The 18244-nt window shown below is 70.8% G+C and carries 15 protein-coding genes and 1 riboswitch; of the genes, 6 read left to right on the forward strand and 9 right to left on the reverse strand.

Annotation, left to right across the window (positions count from 1 at the left end):
• Positions 1-21: 21 nt before the first annotated feature.
• On the reverse strand, positions 22-1287 hold the full coding sequence (locus tag SNA_RS32805) for an extracellular solute-binding protein (protein WP_044368013.1): 1266 nt from the start codon (positions 1285-1287) through the stop codon (positions 22-24).
• A 254-nt stretch (positions 1288-1541) separates the two neighbouring features.
• Here SNA_RS32805 and SNA_RS32810 point away from each other — a divergent pair, with 254 nt between their 5' ends.
• The 3 genes from SNA_RS32810 (at position 1542) to mctP (ending at position 4447) form a co-directional block, all read left to right on the forward strand.
• Positions 1542-2297 (forward strand): GntR family transcriptional regulator, encoded by a 756-nt coding sequence (locus SNA_RS32810; RefSeq protein WP_030067803.1) that lies wholly within the window; start codon positions 1542-1544, stop codon positions 2295-2297.
• A 204-nt stretch (positions 2298-2501) separates the two neighbouring features.
• On the forward strand, positions 2502-2771 hold the full coding sequence (locus SNA_RS32815) for a DUF3311 domain-containing protein (protein ID WP_030067802.1): 270 nt from the start codon (positions 2502-2504) through the stop codon (positions 2769-2771).
• Positions 2768-4447: a monocarboxylate uptake permease MctP gene (gene mctP, locus SNA_RS32820; RefSeq protein ID WP_044368015.1), complete on the forward strand. Its 1680-nt coding sequence runs from the start codon at positions 2768-2770 to the stop codon at positions 4445-4447. Before SNA_RS32815 ends, mctP begins: the two co-directional genes overlap by 4 nt.
• A 75-nt stretch (positions 4448-4522) precedes the next feature.
• On the opposite strand, the gene SNA_RS32825 is transcribed toward mctP, so the two are convergent.
• A complete protein-coding gene (locus SNA_RS32825) occupies positions 4523-5110 on the reverse strand; it encodes a Uma2 family endonuclease (protein ID WP_030067800.1) in 588 nt (195 codons plus the stop codon).
• A gap of 129 nt (positions 5111-5239) precedes the next feature.
• Positions 5240-5383: riboswitch (cobalamin riboswitch) on the forward strand.
• A gap of 159 nt (positions 5384-5542) precedes the next feature.
• Here SNA_RS32825 and SNA_RS32830 point away from each other — a divergent pair.
• From SNA_RS32830 to SNA_RS32840, 3 genes are all read left to right on the forward strand, one after another.
• Positions 5543-7972, forward strand: a complete 2430-nt coding sequence (locus SNA_RS32830) for a ribonucleoside-diphosphate reductase subunit alpha (RefSeq protein WP_030067799.1) — start codon at positions 5543-5545, stop codon at positions 7970-7972.
• The gene (locus SNA_RS32835) at positions 7972-9024 is read left to right on the forward strand and encodes a ribonucleotide-diphosphate reductase subunit beta (RefSeq protein ID WP_030067798.1); all 1053 of its coding nucleotides are present in this window, start codon (positions 7972-7974) and stop codon (positions 9022-9024) included. Before SNA_RS32830 ends, SNA_RS32835 begins: the two co-directional genes overlap by 1 nt.
• Positions 9025-9134: 110 nt before the next feature.
• Complete coding sequence (locus tag SNA_RS32840; RefSeq protein ID WP_030067797.1) at positions 9135-11114, forward strand: transglycosylase domain-containing protein; 1980 nt, start codon at positions 9135-9137, stop codon at positions 11112-11114.
• A 37-nt stretch (positions 11115-11151) separates the two neighbouring features.
• Here SNA_RS32840 and def read toward each other — a convergent pair whose 3' ends face one another.
• The 7 genes from def to SNA_RS32875 form a co-directional block, all read right to left on the reverse strand.
• Positions 11152-11796: a peptide deformylase gene (def, locus tag SNA_RS32845; protein ID WP_030067796.1), complete on the reverse strand. Its 645-nt coding sequence runs from the start codon at positions 11794-11796 to the stop codon at positions 11152-11154.
• An 86-nt stretch (positions 11797-11882) separates the two neighbouring features.
• Positions 11883-12869: a tetratricopeptide repeat protein gene (locus SNA_RS32850; protein ID WP_030067795.1), complete on the reverse strand. Its 987-nt coding sequence runs from the start codon at positions 12867-12869 to the stop codon at positions 11883-11885.
• Between the two features lie 282 nt (positions 12870-13151).
• Positions 13152-14471, reverse strand: coding sequence for an HD-GYP domain-containing protein (locus tag SNA_RS32855; RefSeq protein ID WP_078970358.1), 1320 nt, complete (start codon positions 14469-14471; stop codon positions 13152-13154).
• Positions 14468-15865 (reverse strand): HD-GYP domain-containing protein, encoded by a 1398-nt coding sequence (locus SNA_RS32860; protein WP_078970359.1) that lies wholly within the window; start codon positions 15863-15865, stop codon positions 14468-14470. Before SNA_RS32860 ends, SNA_RS32855 begins: the two co-directional genes overlap by 4 nt.
• Positions 15866-16119: 254 nt before the next feature.
• Complete coding sequence (gene rsrA / locus SNA_RS32865) at positions 16120-16506, reverse strand: mycothiol system anti-sigma-R factor (RefSeq protein WP_030067790.1); 387 nt, start codon at positions 16504-16506, stop codon at positions 16120-16122.
• Positions 16503-17207 carry a sigma-70 family RNA polymerase sigma factor gene (locus SNA_RS32870; protein ID WP_030067789.1) on the reverse strand — a complete coding sequence of 235 codons (705 nt, stop codon included), beginning with the start codon at positions 17205-17207 and terminating at the stop codon, positions 16503-16505. The genes rsrA and SNA_RS32870 overlap by 4 nt, the downstream gene beginning before the upstream one ends.
• A 347-nt stretch (positions 17208-17554) precedes the next feature.
• Entirely contained in the window at positions 17555-18202 is a 648-nt protein-coding gene (locus SNA_RS32875; protein WP_044368019.1) for an alpha/beta hydrolase family protein, read from the reverse strand.
• Positions 18203-18244 lie beyond the last annotated feature (42 nt).

The following is an 18244-nucleotide window of genomic DNA, read 5'->3' on the forward strand; positions in this document are numbered from 1 at the left end:
CCCCGTACACATGGGTGGTCGTTATTCCTTGGCGAGCCGGGCGTTGATGTCCGCCTCGACGTCCTTGGCGGCCGCGGCCGGCGACTTTCCACCGAGCACTGCCGTCATATAGCTCTTGATCGGATTCGGTACGTTCTCCACCGCGGCCCATTGGGGAATCAGCGGGGTGGTGCCGCCGGACTTGGCCGCGGCGGGTGCGGCGGCGGCCGCGGCGGGATTCTCCTTTGCGGCCGCGGCCACGGCCGGGGATTTCGGCGTCCAGCCGGATTCCTTGACCATCTGGGCGTCGTTCTGCTTCGACAGGGCGATCTTCAGGAATTCCTTGGCGAGTTCCTGGTTCCTGCCCATTCCGGCGACCGCGAAGTTGGAGCCGCCGAGGAAGACGCCCTCGGGCTTGTCGGCGGTTTCCCCGGGAATGGTGAAGTAGCCGATGTCCTGCTTGATGGACGGGTTGGTCTTGACGGCTTCGGCCGCCTCGTACCCCATGGCGATGATCGCGCCGGTCTTCCCCTTGGCGAAGACATCGGCCTGCTGCGGGGTGGCCTCGTCCTTGTTCCTGGGCGCGGTGCTGAAGGACCGGTACTGCTTGTAGACGTCCATGGCCTTGGCGACCTTGGGGTCACCGAGGTTGGAGACCCATTTACCGCCCTGCTTCCTGACCAGGTCAGCGCCGGTACCGATGGTCAGCCCGTCGAAGAAGTACCAGTTCTGGCCCGGGAGATAGAGCGGTTCGGCGTCGGTCTTCTTCTTGATGGCGGAAAGGTCCTTGAAGAGTTCGCCGCGTGTCTTCGGGGTGTCCTTGAGGCCCGCCTGGGCCCAGATCTTCTTGTTGTACATGACGACGCGGTTTCCGGCGTACCACGGAAGCGCGTACTGCTTTCCGTCGACCGTCGCGGCCTTGTTGAAGGCGTCGTTCCAGTCGGCGCCGATCTGCTTCTTCAGATCGCCGAGGTCGGCCAGGGCGCCCGCCTTGGCGTAGGCGGCGGTCTGGGTGTTGCCGATTTCGACGACGTCGGGCGGGGTGTCCTCGGACAGTGCGGTGCTCAGCTTCTGCTGAATGCCGTTCCACTGCTGGACCTTGAACTCGACGGTGGCGCCGGTCTTCTTCTTGAATTGCGCGGAGACCTGTTTGGTCCACTGCGCCGGATTCGATCCGCTCATCACCCAAACGGTCAGCTTTTTCCCCTGGAAGCCGTCCGCGCCCGCATTGCCGTCGCCTGAGCCACAGGCAGCGACTCCCACCAGCATTCCCGCGACCGCCGTCGCCGCTATGAGCCCACGCTTCATCGCGCTCTCCCCTAAAGGCCGGGTGTGGTCTTTAATAGAGTTGTCCGAATGGTTTAGACCAGTGATCGCAGCTTGGCCTAGACCTTTAGGGGTGTCAAGGGTGTATAAGAGTCGCTGTCAGGTCCGTTACCGGACCGACATCTGGCGGGCCGGGACCTGCGAGGAAGCGCGGGGAAGCACTCGTGCCACCATGTGAGCCGCTACGTACGGAGGAGCCGGTGACGGCAGCGCGACAGGAGTCGGAGAGGCGGGTCATGGAGACCGAAGGCGGCAGTGCCGACAGCGGCGGCGCGCGCACCGCTCGGGTGCCCAAGTACTACCGCCTCAAGCGGCACTTGCTGGAGATCACCGAGACGCTGCCGCCCGGCACCCCGGTACCGCCCGAGCGCACCCTCGCCGCGGAATTCGACACCTCCCGTACGACGGTCCGTCAGGCCCTCCAGGAGCTCGTCGTCGAAGGCCGGCTGGAGCGCATCCAGGGCAAGGGCACCTTCGTCGCCAAGCCCAAGGTCTCCCAGGCGCTGCAACTGACCTCCTATACGGAGGACATGCGCGCCCAGGGGCTGGAGCCCACCTCCCAGCTGCTGGACATCGGCTACGTCACGGCCGACGACCGGCTCGCCGGGCTGCTGGACATCACCGCCGGCGGCCGGGTGCTGCGCATCGAACGGCTGCGGCTGGCCAGCGGCGAGCCCATGGCCATCGAGATCACCCATCTGTCGGCCAAGCGCTTCCCCGCGCTCCGGCGCAACCTCGTCAAATACACCTCGCTCTACACCGCGCTGGCCGAGGTCTATGACGTGCGGCTGGCCGAGGCCGAGGAGACCATCGAGACCTCGCTGGCCACCCCGCGCGAGGCCGGGCTGCTGGGCACGGATGTCGGGCTGCCGATGCTGATGCTCTCCCGGCACTCCCTCGACGCCCAGGGGCGGCCGGTGGAGTGGGTGCGCTCGGTCTACCGCGGCGACCGCTACAAGTTCGTCGCCCGGCTGCGGCGCCCCGCCGACTGACCGCGGCGGCGGCCGACCGCGGCGGCCGACTGCGGCGCCGGCTCACCACGCTGCGCGGCCGACCGGCCCCCGACCGCCGGGAACGTGCACGTCCGCAACTCACGTATGCCATACCGATATACGGAAAGCTGGTGACGCGCGCCACTCCTCTGGCTTAGATTTCCAGCCGGTTGCCCAGGAGATCACGCCACGGACGGAGCCCCCATGCCAGAGCCGGAGTCGCCAGCCTCCTCCCCGGAGCGCAGACCCCTCGTCACGCCCACCCGGGTGGTGGCCGCGGTGTGTCTGGTCGCTCCGTTCGTGGCGATGCTGTGGGTGAGCTCGTACGCGAGGATCGAGCCGAGGCTCGCCGGGGTCCCGTTCTTCTACTGGTACCAGATGCTGTGGGTGCCCGTCTCGACGGCGCTGACGGCGGTCGCGTACATGCTGGTGCGGCGTGAACAGCGCGCCCGCAAGGGGGGTGTGGCCCAGTGAGCCGCCTCGCCTCCCCCGCGGCCCTCGCCGCCGGCGCCCATGGCGGCGTCAACGGCGTCACCCTGGCCGTCTTCGTCTTCTTCTTCCTGGCCGTGACGGTCATGGGCTTTTTGGCCGCGCGCTGGCGCAAGGCCGAACAGTCCGCCAGCCTCGACGAATGGGGTCTGGGCGGCCGCAGTTTCGGCACCTGGATCACGTGGTTCCTGCTCGGCGGCGACCTCTACACCGCGTACACCTTCGTCGCGGTCCCGGCGGCCATCTACGCGGCGGGCGCCTCCGGCTTCTTCGCCGTGCCGTACACGATCCTCGTCTACCCGCTGATCTTCACCTTCCTGCCCCGCCTCTGGTCGGTCTCGCACAAGCACGGCTACGTCACCACCTCCGACTTCGTGCGCGGCCGCTTCGGCTCCAAGGGCCTGTCGCTGGCCATGGCGCTCACCGGCATCCTCGCCACGATGCCGTACATCGCCCTCCAACTGGTCGGCATCCAGGCCGTCCTGGACGTGATGGGCGTCGGCGGCGGTGAGCACACCAACTGGTTCGTCAAGGACCTGCCGCTGCTGATCGCGTTCGCGGTGCTGGCGGCCTACACCTACTCCTCGGGGCTGCGGGCGCCCGCCCTGATCGCCTTCGTCAAGGACGGCCTGATCTATCTGGTCCTGGCCGTCGCGATCATCTACATACCCGTCAAACTCGGCGGTTTCGGCCACATCTTCGACGCGGCGGGCAAGGCGCTGGCCCAGCCGGGCGCCGTCCCCGGCAAACCGCGCGGCGAGCTGGCCAGCGGCCCCCACAACCAGTGGGCCTATGCCACGCTGGCACTGGGCTCGGCGCTGGCGCTGTTCATGTACCCGCACTCCATCACCGCCACGCTGTCCTCCCGCAGCCGCAACGTCATCCGCCGCAACACCACCATCCTCCCGCTCTACTCCCTGATGCTGGGGTTCCTGGCGCTGCTCGGCTTCATGGCCATCAAGGCCGGTACGGACATCCAGGGCAATCCGCAGCTGGCGGTTCCGCAGCTGTTCGAGGACATGTTCCCGAGCTGGTTCGCCGGCGTCGCGTTCGCCGCGATCGGTATCGGCGCGCTGGTGCCCGCCGCCATCATGTCCATCGCCGCGGCCAACCTCTTCACCCGTAACGTCTACAAGGACTTCCTGCGGCCCGAGGCGACCGCCGAACAGGAGCACAAGGTCGCCAAGCTCGTCTCCCTGCTGCTCAAGTTCGGTGCGCTGGCCTTCGTCCTGACCATGGACAAAACCGTCGCCATCAACTTCCAGCTGCTGGGCGGCATCTGGATCCTCCAGACCATGCCGGCGCTGGTCGGCGGACTGTTCACCCGGTGGTTCCACCGCTGGGCCCTGCTGCTCGGCTGGGCCGTCGGCATGATCTACGGCACCCTCGCGGCATACGGCGTCGCCAGCCCCACCCAGGCCCACTTCGGCGGCTCCAGCGCCGAGATCCCCGGCATCGGCGAGATCGGCTACATCGGCCTCACCGCGTTCGTCCTGAACGTCGCGGTCGCCGTCGTCTTCACCTTCGCCCTGAAGGCCGCCAAGGCCCCCGAGGGCACCGACGAGACCAGCCCCGCCGACTACACGGCAGACCTCGGCGACGCGGACGCCACCACCACCGACCTGCCCCCGGCGACGGCAAAGGCACCGGCCGGGCACTGACGCTCCACCACGGCTGAGGGCCGCCGCGTCCTTTGGGGATGCGGCGGCCCTTCGCCGTGGCCCGGAGGCGTTACCTCAGTTCACCCAGTCCTTGAGCGGCTCGGTTTCGAGGGTGATGTCCACGGGGTCCGGGAGGTGGAGCGTCTTGCCGAACGGAACGGTGTGGACGTTCTCATAGCAGGCGCCGTCGGGCTCACTGAAGACGGACACCTGACCCTTTTCACGGTCGATCAGCAAGTAGAGCGGGATGCCGGATTCCGCATACGCACGGGGCTTCTCCACCCGGTCACGCTGGTCGGTGTCCGAGTCGTGAGAGGTCACCTCGACGGCCATCAACACCGGGTCCGGGTCTACCCATTCGCCCTGGCCTCCGATGGCGCCGCTGGGGACAAGCGCACCATCCGGGCGGGCGCGGCCGCGCCGATAGGTCTGCACCTTGATTCCTTGGTCCGGATAGAGCCACAGCTCGGGGCGCGACTGGATGCAGATACGCGTCAGCCACTCGATGATCAGCCCGTGGTCCCCGTCCGGCATCGCCTTGCTCCTGACCTTCCCGTCGATAAGCTCCAGCCGCGCGCCTTCTTCCAAGCGGCTGAGTATCCGGGCGGCCTCTTCGAAGTGCTCGGTGTCCATGATGTGTGGCCGGTCAGCGAGCGCGGTCATGAGACCTTCCCCTTCTTCCACGGGAGGAGCGGAAACGTAGAACCGACGATAGCCCAGGCCACTGACAGGCACCGCTTGATCACCGAGGACACACTAGATGTGGGGGTGCACGCGAGGAGCCACCCCCACATGTATGCTCGTGCTCGCTGTCGCCGCAGGGGAATCCGGTGCGAATCCGGAACTGTCCCGCAACGGTGTACGAGTGCGCCCGATGCCCCCTACGGCCATCCCGCGCCCTGAAGTCCGAGGACCTGCCGACAGTACGTCCGTGCCGCCATGGGTGCGGACGTCGACACGTCCGGGCCCCGAGGGCTGGGCCGGTGGACGCCGCGCGGTATGCCCGCGCACCCCTGAGCGTCATGGGGTGCCGTATGCCCGCGTGCGCCCGTCGCGCCTCCCTCCAGGCCCCCGCCGAGTGAGGGAGAGCATCACGTGACCATCGCGCCAACGGAGCCCGCGTCAGACGCCGAGGTCGTGCCGCCTGCGGTGACCACGCCTGCCGCCCCCGCCGCCGGCGGGCCGGGCGAGGACGGGCAGGATGGTCCGGGCGTTGCGCTGCTGCGCACGCTGACCGAGCTGACCGTGGACCTCACCGCGACCGACCCCGGCAAGGTGGCCGCCGCCGCGCTGCGCGGCCGTCACCGGGGGTCGGACGAGTCCGAGTTGCGCGCGCTGGCCACCGAGGCCGCGGCCGGGCTGATCGGCGACGAGCCGCAGTACTCCAAGCTCGCCGCGCGGCTGCTCACCCTCGCGATCTCGGAGGAGGCCGCCGGACAGGGGGCGGTCGCCTTCTCCGCCTCCGTGGAGGTCGGCCACCGCGAGGGGCTGATCGCCGACGAGACCGCGGAGTTCGTACGGACGCATGCCGAGCGGCTGGACGCCCTGGTCGACAACGCGCTCGCGGAAGGCGCCGACGACCGGTTCGGGTACTTCGGGCTGCGCACGCTGCACTCGCGCTATCTGCTGCGCCACCCCACCACCCGTCAGGTCATCGAGACCCCGCAGCACTTCCTGCTGCGGGTGGCCTGCGGCCTCGCGGAGGACCACAGCGAGCGGGCCCTGGGCGAGGTGGCCGAGCTCTACCGTCTGACCAGCTCGCTGTCCTACCTCCCCTCCTCCCCCACCCTCTTCAACTCCGGCACCCGCCACCCGCAGATGTCGTCGTGCTATCTGCTGGACTCCCCGCTGGACGAGCTGGACTCGATCTACGACCGCTACCACCAGGTGGCGCGGCTGTCCAAGCACGCCGGCGGCATCGGCCTGTCCTACTCCCGTATCCGCGCCCGCGGTTCGCTGATCCGCGGCACCAACGGGCACTCGAACGGCATCGTGCCGTTCCTGCGCACCCTGGACGCCTCGGTCGCTGCCGTGAACCAGGGCGGCCGGCGCAAGGGCGCGGCCTGCGTCTATCTGGAGACCTGGCACGCCGACATCGAGGAGTTCCTGGAGCTGCGCGACAACACCGGCGAGGAGGCCCGCCGGACGCACAACCTGAACATCGCGCACTGGATCCCGGACGAGTTCATGCGCCGGGTGGAGGCGGACGCCGACTGGTCGCTGTTCTCGCCGTCGGACGCGCCGGAGCTGGTGGACCTGTGGGGCGACGAGTTCGACGCCGCGTACCGCAGGGCCGAGGCCGAGGGCCGGGCGCTCAAGCAGATCCCGGCCCGGGTGCTCTACGCCCGGATGATGCGCACCCTGGCGCAGACCGGCAACGGCTGGATGACCTTCAAGGACGCCGCCAACCGCACCGCCAACCAGACCGCCGAGCCCGGCCAGGTCGTGCACTCCTCCAACCTGTGCACCGAGATCCTGGAGGTGACGAACGACGGGGAGACCGCGGTCTGCAACCTCGGATCGGTCAACCTCGCCGCACACCTGGGTGCGGACGGCGACATGGACTGGGAGAAGCTGGACGCCACCGTCCGTACGGCCGTCACCTTCCTCGACCGCGTCGTGGACATCAACTTCTACCCGACCGAGCAGGCCGGGGCCTCCAACTCCCGCTGGCGGCCGGTCGGTCTGGGCCTGATGGGTCTCCAGGACGTCTTCTTCCGGCTGCGGCTGCCCTTCGACTCGCCCGAGGCGACGGAGCTGTCGACCCGTATCTCCGAGCGGATCATGCTCGCCGCCTACGAGGCGTCGGCCGATCTCGCCGAACGGCACGGCCCGCATCCGGCCTGGTCGGCGACGCGTACCGCGCGCGGGGTGCTGCATCCCGACCACTACCCGGCCGCCGAGCCCCGCTGGGCCGACCGCTGGGCCGCGCTGCGCGCCCGTATCGCGAAGACCGGGATGCGCAACTCCCTCCTCCTGGCCATCGCGCCGACCGCCACCATCGCCTCCATCGCGGGGGTGTACGAGTGCATCGAGCCGCAGGTGTCCAACCTCTTCAAGCGCGAAACCCTGTCGGGCGAGTTCTTGCAGGTCAACGCGTATCTGATCGAGGAACTCAAGGCGCTGGGGCTGTGGGACGCGCGGACCCGTGACGCGCTGCGCGAGGCCAACGGCTCCATTGCGGACCTCGGCTGGATCCCCGAGGACGTCCGGGCCCGGTACCGCACCGCCTGGGAGATCCCGCAGCGCGCGCTGATCGACATGGCCGCGGCCCGTACGCCCTACCTCGACCAGAGCCAGTCGCTGAACCTCTTCATGGCGTCGCCGACCATCGGCAAGCTCAGCTCGATGTACGCCTATGCCTGGAAGCGCGGCATCAAGACGACGTACTACCTGCGCTCCCGGCCGGCGACCCGGATCGCCCAGTCGGCCCGCGCCTCCGTCCCCGTACCGCAGCAGGCCGCCGACCCCGAGGCGGTCGCCTGCTCCCTGGAAAACCCCGAGTCCTGCGAGGCCTGCCAGTAATGACGACCGAGAGCACCAACGCCGCTGCCGCGCACACCGCCACCACCGGCACCAAGAACCTCCTCGACCCCGGCTTCGAGCTGACCCTGCGGCCGATGCGGTACCCGGACTTCTACGACCGCTACCGCGACGCGATCAAGAACACCTGGACCGTCGAGGAGGTCGACCTCCACTCCGACGTCGCCGACCTCGCCAAGCTCTCGCCGGGCGAGCAGCACATGATCGGCCGGCTGGTCGCCTTCTTCGCGACCGGTGACTCGATCGTCGCCAACAACCTCGTGCTGACGCTCTACAAGCACATCAACTCCCCCGAGGCGCGGCTGTACTTGAGCCGTCAGCTCTTCGAGGAGGCGGTGCACGTCCAGTTCTATCTGACGCTGCTGGACACCTATCTGCCCGACCCGGAGGACCGCGCCGCCGCCTTCGCGGCCGTGGAGAACATCCCGTCGATCCGGGAGAAGGCCGAATTCTGCTTCAAGTGGATGGACTCGGTCGAGAGCATCGACCGGCTGGAGTCCAAGGCCGACCGCCGCCGCTTCCTGCTGAATCTGATCTGCTTCGCGGCCTGCATCGAGGGCCTGTTCTTCTACGGCGCCTTCGCGTACGTGTACTGGTTCCGGTCGCGGGGCCTGCTGCACGGCCTGGCCACCGGCACCAACTGGGTCTTCCGGGACGAGTCCATGCACATGGAGTTCGCGTTCTCGGTGGTCGACACGGTCCGCGAGGAGGAGCCCGACCTCTTCGACGACAAGCTGGAGCAGCAGGTCACCGAGATGCTCCAGGAGGCCGTCGAGGCGGAGCTCCAGTTCGGCCGGGATCTGTGCGGTGAGGGCCTGCCGGGGATGAACACCGAGTCGATGCGCGAGTACCTCCAGTGCGTGGCCGACCAGCGGCTCCAGCGCCTCGGTTTCGCTCCCGTCTACGGCTCGGAGAACCCGTTCTCCTTCATGGAGTTGCAGAACGTCCAGGAGCTGACCAATTTCTTCGAGCGGCGGGCCTCGGCCTACCAGGTCGCCGTGGAAGGCTCGGTCTCCTTCGACGACGAGTTCTAGACGCCGGGTTCCGGACCTGACGCATTCCGGCCGCCCGCCGATTATGAGCATCCTGTGAGCGGGCGGCCGGAACGGCAACCGGCCTGCCGTTCCGTACTGTCTACGGAGATATGAAGGGGCTGAGGAAGACGGTGCGCGGCCTGCCGTGGCGCCGGTTCATCGACTATCCGCGCCGGGGGCGAGTGGGGCTGCGGCGCTGGCTGCCGTCGTGGAAGCTGCTGCTGGGCGCCTTCGGGTTTGCCCTCGGCGGCCTGGCGGCGCTGTTCGCCGTCGTCTACGTCACCGTCGACGTCCCCAACGAGAACGAGCTGGCCGCCCAGGAAGCCTCCGTCTACTACTGGGCGGACGGCAGTCAGATGGTCAGCGTCGGCGCCGTCAACCGGCAGAACGTCACCCTCGACAAGGTCCCCGATTCCGTCGAGCACGCCGTGATAGCCGCGGAGAACGCCACCTTCTACTCCGATTCCGGCGTCTCGCTCCAGGGAATCGGCCGGGCGGTGGTGAACATGCTCTCCGGTGAGGACACCCAGGGCGGCTCCACCATCACCCAGCAGTATGTGAAGAACACCTATCTCTCGCAGGACCAGACGGTCACCCGTAAGGCGAAGGAATTCATCATCTCGCTGAAGGTGAGCAACCAGAAGTCGAAACGGGATATTCTGCGCGGATATCTCAACACCAGCTGGTTCGGCCGGAGTTCCAACGGTATCCAGGCGGCCGCGCACGCCTATTACGGCATCGACGCCGAGCGCCTCAACCCGAGCCAGGGGGCGCTGCTGGCCGCGCTGCTGAAGGGGTCCGAGCAGTACGACCCGTCGCTGAACAAGGCCAATCACCAGCGGGCGGTGGCGCGCTGGAAATGGATACTCGACCGGCAGGTCACCCTCGGCATGATGAGCAAGCAGGAGCGCGCCGGGTACACGAAGTTCCCCGAGCCCCGGGCGCTGGCGAAACCCACCAGCCAGGCCGGTCAGATCGGGTATCTCGTCGATGTGGCCAACAAGTTCATCCAGAGCAGGACGGGGCTGACCGACAAGGATCTGGCGCGCGGCGGCTACCGCATTCACACCACCTTCGACAAGAAGCTCACCCAGCGGCTGGAGAAGGCGGTCACCGGCGTCCGTAAACGGGCCATCGATCCGAAGAAGCGGAGCGCCGACACCTATGTGGAATTCGGCGCGGCGTCGGTCCGTCCCAAGGACGGGGCGATCGTGGCGCTGTACGGGGGCGCGGACGCCACCCGGCATTTCAGCAACAACGCCGACACCGGCGCCGTCCCGGCCGGCTCGACGTTCAAGCCGTTCGTCCTGGCGGCCTCGCTCCAGCAGCAGTCCGACGCCTGGGCCGGCGAAACGCTTCCGGAGGACGACCAGCGCGACACGGAGACGCTGCGCGAGGCCCTGATGTCCGCCCAGAGTCCGCCGTTCGTGCAGGCCGGGCAGCAGATCGGGCTGGAGCGGATCAGGGATCTGGTGGTGGCCGCGGGGCTGCGCGAGGAGAGCCTGGCGCAGCTGGAGCCGACGTTCCCGCTCGGCACCTCGGCGCCCAGCGCGATCCGGATGGCGAGCGCGTACACCACCTTCGCCAACGGGGGACTGCACGCCGATCCGTACGCGGTGTCCAGGATGACCGTCGACGGCAAGCCGGTGGAGGGGTTGGACCGGCCGGAGCCCGAGCGGGTGCTGGATGCGGAGGTCGCCCAGCGGATGACCGGGATCCTTCAGGGGCTGGGCTGGCGCGTCCTGGGCGCTCCGCAGGGCGCGGCCGCCGGCCGTCCGGTCGCGGCGGGCGTCAGCGAGCCCGGTGACCGGATGAAGTCGGCGTGGTTCGTCGGCAGTCCGTCCGGCGCCGCCTTCCCGGCGGACCAGGGTCCGGTGACGGGCGCCACCGCGAGCCCCTCACCGGGCACGGACGGCGGCTTCGCCAAGGGCCTGGAGTCCGGCAATGAGCCGACCACCGCGATCACCATGTTCCGCAACAAGCCGGGCGCCCCGCAGCTGCTGCCGATGAACGGCGTGGGCGGCCCGGACACGGGGCTGGGCACGGCCCTTCCGCCCCGGATCTGGACCGCCTACCAGGAAGCGTCCTGAGGCCCGCCGCGGACCGCTGCGTCCGCGGGCCGCTCCGTCAGTCGTTGGCGACGACGGGGTAGCGCGGCTCCTTCTCGGCCATCTGCTTGAGCGCGTCCTTGCGGTCGCGCTTGGAGAGCCGGTCGATGTAGAGGTAGCCGTTGAGGTGGTCGGTCTCGTGCTGGAGGCAGCGGGCGAAGTAGCCGGTGCCCTGGATGGCGATCGGCTTGCCGGTGGCGTCCTGGCCGCGGACGACGGCGTAGTCGGGGCGGGGCAGCTCGGCGTAGGCGCCGGGCACCGAAAGGCAGCCCTCGTTGGAGTCGTCCAGCACCCGGCGCTCGGCGGGCAGCTCGTCCAGGACCGGGTTGCAGACCGCGCCGACGTGCCGCACGCCTTGGTCGTCCATGCAGTCGTAGACGAAGACCTTCAGGTCCACGCCGATCTGGTTGGCGGCCAGGCCCACGCCCTCGGCGGTGCGCTGGCTGGCGAACATGTCGTCGATGAGCCGGGCGAGCTCGTCGTCGAACGCGGTGACGTCCTTGCACTCCCGGTGGAGCACCGGGTTGCCGACGACCGTGATCGGCCGCGAGGTGCCGCGCTCGCGGTGCGCGACCTCGCGCTCCTCCGCACCGGTCACATCGTCGAGGAACTCCCCGTCCACCTGCTGGTCACCGTCCTGGTCAAACCCCGGCTGCTGCGCCATGTCCGCCGTATGCCTTCCTGAAAAACCCTGAAACCCTGAAAACCCTGATGAGTCGCCTTACAGCCTACGGGGAGCCGGGCGGCCGATCAGCAGACCTCTTCAAGATCGCGCCATTCGCGGGTGTCCGGGCTGTCGGCGACCCAGCCGTCCAGGAGACCGCGCACCAGGGCGGCGGGGGCCGCGATACCGCATTCCCGCTCGGGGACCCACAGGGAGCCGGAGCCCGCGGTGCGGTGGCCCAGGGGGCCGGGGTGGCCCGGTTCGCTGTGGTCGTGGGGGTCGAGGTGCTCGCCGTCGCCCTCGTCGCTGGGCATCCGGCTCTCGGAGCACGTACGGCACAGCAGGCGCACCGACGAGGACCAGTCCTCGGCGGCGAAGCCCGCATCGGCCGCCAGCCGCTCCAGGGCGTCACGGTCGGCCTCGGTGGCGGCCTCCAGGAGGACCACCCAGGTGGGGACCGGGGAGGGCGCCCACAGCTCGATCTCGTCGAAGACCGGGTAGGCGGCACCGGCGGCGGTGGTCCGCTCGCCGTGCGGGACGCCGTCGTGCAGGACGACCTCGCCCCAGCGGCGCCCGGAGGACGGCAGCGGGATGGACAGCACCTCGATACGGGCCGGGTCCAGCCGGCGGCCCCAGACCACCTCGGCCTCGCCCTCCGGGGAGAGCCGCACCGCGGCGCTGCCCAGGGCCATCCCGACCGGCTCTCCGGACGGGGAGCCCTCACCGGGGACCTTCAGGCCGTACGCCTGCCAGGCGCGGCGGGCCAGCGGCCAGTCCTGGAGGGCGGTGGCCGCGATGCCGACGTTCCACCAGTCGGGCGCGCCGGTCTCGCGGTCGAGCAGGGCCACCGCGCGCAGTCCGGCGGCCCTGGCCTGCTCCCAGTCGTGGCGGAACTTGTGCAGCAGGGCGAGGTTGAACCAGGACTCCGACAGCCACGGCTCCATGTCCGCGGCGCGGGTCAGCAGCGCCCCCGCGTCCTCGTAACGGCCGTCGCCGATCAGCGTGAAAGCGCGGTCGGTCGCCTGCCGCCACGAGGCGGAGGGCCGGTGCCGTACCTTGCCGAAGATCCTCACGATTCCCGCCTGCTGGTTGCTCTCGATTCCGCTGCCGGGGCGGCTCCCGGGACCTGCTGGGGGTCCCACTCGACAACCTGCCACAGATTGCCGCCGGACTCAGCCCGATTGCCGCGGCCCCTGCGGCTCCTTGCCTTGTGCCGGATCCCTCAATCCCCTGAAACCCCAAAAGCCTCCGGGCCTGTCCTTCGAGGCTTCCTTCGCATCCAACCATGCCCCTGTCACGGGCCGCTCATTACCCATGGGTTCCGCGGTCGCGGACGGCCCGGCCGCCGTGCGCTCTCACCTTGAGTGATGCCGTCGCAGCCGCCGCGTTACACCCCGCCGAGCCCCCTGGTTTCCCTGGTTTTCCCGGGTTTTTTGCCCGCCGGCCGCGGCCAGGACGCGGGCGAGCGCCTCGACCACGCGGGGGTCGTGGTCGTGGGCGGTGGACAGCCGCAGCCGTTCCAGGGCGCGCAGCGCGCCACCGGGCGGCGCGGTCTGCCGGGCCAGGTCGTCGTAGGCGGTGACGGTGCGCAGAATACGGGCGGTGACCGGCTGGTCGCGGTACGGATCCGCCTGCCGTTCGACGATCGCCGCGACCTGGGGCGGTGCGCCGGTCTGGCGGACAACGGCGCCGCCCAGCAGCGCGATCCGGCGCTGTCCGTCGGGCGGCAGCGGGGCTGCGGACCCGGCGGGGAGCGGGTCGGGCAGCGAGAGGCGGCCGATGTCGTGCAGCAGCGCGGCGTGTTCGAGGATGTCCAGGTCCGTTGCGCCCAGGCCCAGTTCGCGGCCCACGGCGCGGCCGAGCGCGGCCACCCGGCGGGCGTGGCCGGGCGGGGTGCAGCCGGCGATCTCGGTGGCCCGGGCCAGCGAGGCGACGGTCTGGCGGTAGGTGGTGCGTACGGCGGCGAAGCGGCGGAAGGCGAACTGGGTCAGCAGCAGCGGCAGCGCACACACCGGCAGCGCCCACAGCCCGGCGACGGCGGTGGCGAGCGAGATCACCACCCCGGTGGCACAGATCGCCGAGCCGATACCGGGCAGTGCCCGCAACTCGTCGCGCAGCAGCGGTCCGTACGGCCAGCCGGTGCGGGCGCGAGCGAGCGCGGCGGCCAGCACCGCATCGCACAGCGCGGTCAGCGCGAGCAGGGCGACCAGGAGCGGGGCGCGCAGCGGACCGTCGGCGCCCCAGGGCGCCAACGCGCCGGTGTGGTAGAGGGGTTGGAAGCAGGTGGCGGCGAATCCGGCGGTCAGCAGTCGGCGGGCGAGGTGGTCGAGGGTGCGGTCCCGGCCGAGGGCGAGCGGCCGGACGAGGCCCACCAGGGCGGCCGCCAGGACGACGGACACGGTCTGCGCCGGGCCGTGGGCGGCGGGCCGGGCGCCGGTTTCGCCGAGCAGGGCGTAGGCCAGCGCTCCGGCCGCCCCCAGGGGTGCGCTCTCCCGCTCGCCGGGCCCCAGGCGCAGCAGCTCGCCGGCGGCGATCAGCACCCCGAAGGCCAGCGCCGTACCGGGCCGGTCCAAGCCGTCCCACAGGGTCCGGCCCAGGCTCCAGACGGCGAGGACGGCGGCGGCGCCGTGGACGGCCGCGACGAGGGGGGCGCTCCCGCCCGCGGGGGTCGTCACGGGGCGCCGTCCTCGGCCGCCGCGGTGCGGTGCGGCACGGTCGCTCTCGGGGGTTCGTCGGCCGCATTCGAGGGGTGGTCGGCAAGGTCAGGAGGGACGTTTCCGCACGGGGGCGGTGCCGCCTGGGCCGCCGTCGCCAGGCCGGGCTGCCAGCCGTCGCGCTCCAGCGCCGTGGCGAGCGCGGCGACCATCCGCGGGTCGAACTGCGTCCCGGCGCAGCGGCGCAGCTCGGCGACGGCGGCCGGGACGGGGCGGGCGCGGCGGTAGGAGCGGGTGGAGGTCATCGCGTCGAAGGCGTCGGCGACGGCCACGACCCGGGCGGCCTCGGGGATGCGGTGGCCGGCCAGTCCGTACGGATAGCCGCTGCCGTCCAGCCGCTCGTGGTGGTGCAGCACCGCCGCCCGCGCCTCGCCGAGGAAGCCGATACCGCGGACGATCTCGTGGCCGTACTCGGGGTGCAGTTCGATCACCGCGCGCTCCTGCGGCGTGAGCGGTCCGTCCTTGCGCAACAGCCGGGTGGGGACGCCGAGTTTGCCGACGTCGTGCAGGATTCCGGCGAAGCGCAGGACCTCCAGCCGCCGCTCGGTCATGCCCAGTTCCCGGGCGATCATCGCCGAGGCCCGGCCGACGCGTTCGCTGTGCCCGCGGGTGTAGTGGTCCTTGAGGTCCACGGCCTGCACCAGGGCGCGGATGGTGGCCTGGTGGGCGGCGCGTTCGCGGTGGTACTGGGCGAAGACCCAGCGCGAGAGATACATCGGCAGCAGGACCAGCAGCGCGGCCGGCGGCCCGTACGCGCTGCGCCACAGGACCGCCGTCATCAGCCCGGCCGCCCCGTGCACGAGGCAGGGCCCCAGGGCGGGCACGAGCAGTCCGCGCCAGGCGGAGCGGGGCGGACGGCGTTCGGCAGCGATCAGGATGGCGCCGTCGAGTGCGGCGAGTACGGCACAGAAGGCGAGGGCGGCGGCCGCGGCGGTCAGCAGGGCGGCGGGGAAGTCCGGGGCACGCAGCGGGCGGTGGCCGAGGGCGGCGGCCAGGAGACCGGCGAGGCGGCCGGCCGCGCAGCAGGCCAGGGCGAGTTCGGCGGCGTGCCAGATGCGTCGGGCGGCGGCCGGGGCCTCGGCCGGGGCGGTCAGCGCGCCCGGCAGGGCGGTCAGCGCGCCCGGCAGGGCGGTCAGTGCGGCCAGCGGGGGCGGCAGCAGCAGGGCCGCGGCCAGCAGGACGGGGCCGGCCCAGCCGGGGCGCAGCCGCTCGCACAGCGCGTACAGGGCGGCCAGGGCCAGGGCGTCGGCCCAGGGGGCGGCGGCGCCGAGCCGCAGGGCGGGGGCGGCGCACAGCACCGCGGCCAGTGCGGCGCAGCCGATGAACCCTCGCGCGGCCGCCGGAATTGTCCGCATCGCGCCCTCCTCCCACTCCCCCGGTGCTCGCAGTGAGCAGGGGACAGCCCGCCTTGTGCGCCGTCTCCGCGGCGCGCTGGGGTTGGTGAGGATAGAGGGGCCGGGGCGCCGCAGAAGGCGCATCGGCGGACCGGACGGGACGAATCGCCCCGTCGCTCACCCCTTGGGGTGATGCCGTGGTCAACTCCGCCCGCGTGGCCCCGATATGTGCATCCGCGATAGATGCATCGGCCGCGCCCGGGCGGTGCGGGCGGTCAGGAACCCGAGGCGTCGGAGCCCGCGGCCTCGGCCCGCTGCTCCTGCGCGGCCTTCTCGGCCTGCGCCTTCTCCGCCTGGGCCTGCTCGTGCCGGGCCTGGTCGAGCACGCTGACCTCCGGCACGGCCTCCCCGGCACGGATCAGATCGATCCGGCCCATGACCTTGGAACGCAGGTCGGTGGGCACGTCGTCATGGCCGCAGCAGCGCTTGACCAGCTTCTTGACGGCCTGTTCGAGCCCGTACTTCTCCAGGCACGGGGAGCATTCGTCCAGATGCACCTGGAAGTCCGCGCACTCCCCTGCGGGCATCTCCCGGTCGAGATACTCATAGAGGTGATCAAGGACCTCGGAGCAGTCCTTCTCGTGCGGATCTCCGCAGCTCATGATCCCGAGCCTTTCCGGTCGTGCGACTGAGACGTCCGCGCGGCCTGCGGATCCGCGGCCGTCGCACCCGCGGGGACCAGCCCGCGTTCACGGGCGTAATCCTCCAGCATGCCGCGCAACTGGCGGCGGCCGCGGTGCAGACGGGACATCACCGTGCCGATGGGTGTCCCCATGATGTCCGCGATCTCCTTGTACGCAAAGCCCTCCACGTCCGCGAGATAGACCGCGATACGGAATTCCTCCGGAATCGCCTGGAGTGCGGCCTTCACATCCGAGTCGGGAAGGTGGTCGAGCGCCTGGGACTCGGCGGACTGGAGCCCGGTCGACATATGCGACTCGGCGCGCGCCAGCTGCCAGTCCTCGATCTCGTCGGCGGCGCTGCGCTGCGGCTCCCGCTGCTTCTTGCGGTAGGAGTTGATGAAGGTGTTCGTGAGGATGCGGTACATCCACGCCTTGAGGTTGGTGCCCTCCCGGAACTGGTGGAAGGACGCATACGCCTTGGCATAGGTCTCCTGCACCAGGTCCTCCGCATCGGCCGGGTTGCGCGTCATGCGCAGCGCGGCGGAGTACATCTGGTCGAGGAAGACCAGCGCATCCCGCTCGAAGCGCAAGGCGCGCTCGGCGTCGCTCTCCCGTCGGCCCGCGGTCTCCTCGGCCGTGCCGTCGGTCCCCCCTGCGTCGGTGCCGGTGACCGGACCCACCTCCTCCAGCAGCGTCGCGGATCCGGATGCGGACCCCCGTGAATCGGAGAATAGACGACGATCCGGTGCTGCCGCCGCACCAGCCAGGGCGGGCTGCGCCACCTGCATCTGCGACCACGGCAGGTCGGCGACCGAGCGGGCCGGGCAAGCGATTCCCATGCGGCGGACTCCCATTTCTCGTGCGGTGTGCGCGGCGGACGTGTTCCCCACGCCTGGCACAACAGCCGCGGGCGGCACGGCATTCCCGGGCGGCGAGGTGATTTCGCGGACTGCGCCGTCCGTGCGGAAGGTCCGTGCGGGAGGAGGGTGTCCGGGGCCGTCCGTGCGGGCCGGGCCCCGGCGCGCGCTCAGCCGAACATCCCGTCCAGCCACCCCGTCACGGCATCGGTGAGCCCGGCCATCGACTCCGCCTCGCCGATCCCCGCCGACTTCGGCACCGCGAACCCGTGGTCACCGTGGACGACCTCGGCCAGCGTGGTCCCCGGCGGGAACTCCGCGGGCCGGCCGAAGGGGTCGCGGCCGCCCTGGACGACCAGCGTGGGCACCCCGGCGCCGGTCAGCTCGTCCGCACGGGACTTCTCCGGCTTGCCCGGCGGATGCAGCGGGAAGCTCAGGGCCAGGACGGCGTGGGCGCCCAGTTCGCGGGCGGTGCGGCAGGCGACCCGGGCGCCGGCGCTGCGGCCGCCCGCCACCACCGGCAGGCCCGGCTTCTCCAGGGCGGGCCACAGCGCCGTCCAGGCGGTGTCCAGGGTCCGGGGCGCGGGCGCCACCTTCTTCCCGGCCACCCGCCACGGCTGCTCGACCAGGGCCACGGTGTAGCCGCGCGCGGGCAGCGCCGCGGCCAGCGCCCGCAGATCGCGTGCCTCGATACCGCCGCCCGCGCCGTGCCCGACGGCCACCACTGCCCGCGCCGGCGTCTCCTCGCGGTACCAGGTGATCCGGGCGTCGCCCGCCGGCGTCGCGACCGTCTCGCTCTCGTTCGCCCTCGTCCTCATACGTCCATCCTGCCCCGGCCGGGCCGCCGCCCCACCGGACAG

It is taken from the genome of Streptomyces natalensis ATCC 27448, from assembly GCF_000935125.1.
GTDB lineage: Bacteria > Actinomycetota > Actinomycetes > Streptomycetales > Streptomycetaceae > Streptomyces > Streptomyces natalensis.

Bases quoted from the DNA above. Each gene is read 5' to 3' on its own strand.
- SNA_RS32805 (WP_044368013.1), bottom strand. From the start codon at position 1,287: ATGAAGCGTGGGCTCATAGCGGCGACGGCGGTCGCGGGAATGCTGGTG.
- SNA_RS32810 (WP_030067803.1), top strand. From the start codon at position 1,542: ATGGAGACCGAAGGCGGCAGTGCCGACAGCGGCGGCGCGCGCACCGCT.
- SNA_RS32815 (WP_030067802.1), top strand. From the start codon at position 2,502: ATGCCAGAGCCGGAGTCGCCAGCCTCCTCCCCGGAGCGCAGACCCCTC.
- SNA_RS32825 (WP_030067800.1), bottom strand. From the start codon at position 5,110: ATGACCGCGCTCGCTGACCGGCCACACATCATGGACACCGAGCACTTC.
- SNA_RS32835 (WP_030067798.1), top strand. From the start codon at position 7,972: ATGACGACCGAGAGCACCAACGCCGCTGCCGCGCACACCGCCACCACC.
- SNA_RS32840 (WP_030067797.1), top strand. From the start codon at position 9,135: ATGAAGGGGCTGAGGAAGACGGTGCGCGGCCTGCCGTGGCGCCGGTTC.
- def (WP_030067796.1), bottom strand. From the start codon at position 11,796: ATGGCGCAGCAGCCGGGGTTTGACCAGGACGGTGACCAGCAGGTGGAC.
- SNA_RS32860 (WP_078970359.1), bottom strand. From the start codon at position 15,865: ATGCGGACAATTCCGGCGGCCGCGCGAGGGTTCATCGGCTGCGCCGCA.
- rsrA (WP_030067790.1), bottom strand. From the start codon at position 16,506: ATGAGCTGCGGAGATCCGCACGAGAAGGACTGCTCCGAGGTCCTTGAT.
- SNA_RS32875 (WP_044368019.1), bottom strand. From the start codon at position 18,202: ATGAGGACGAGGGCGAACGAGAGCGAGACGGTCGCGACGCCGGCGGGC.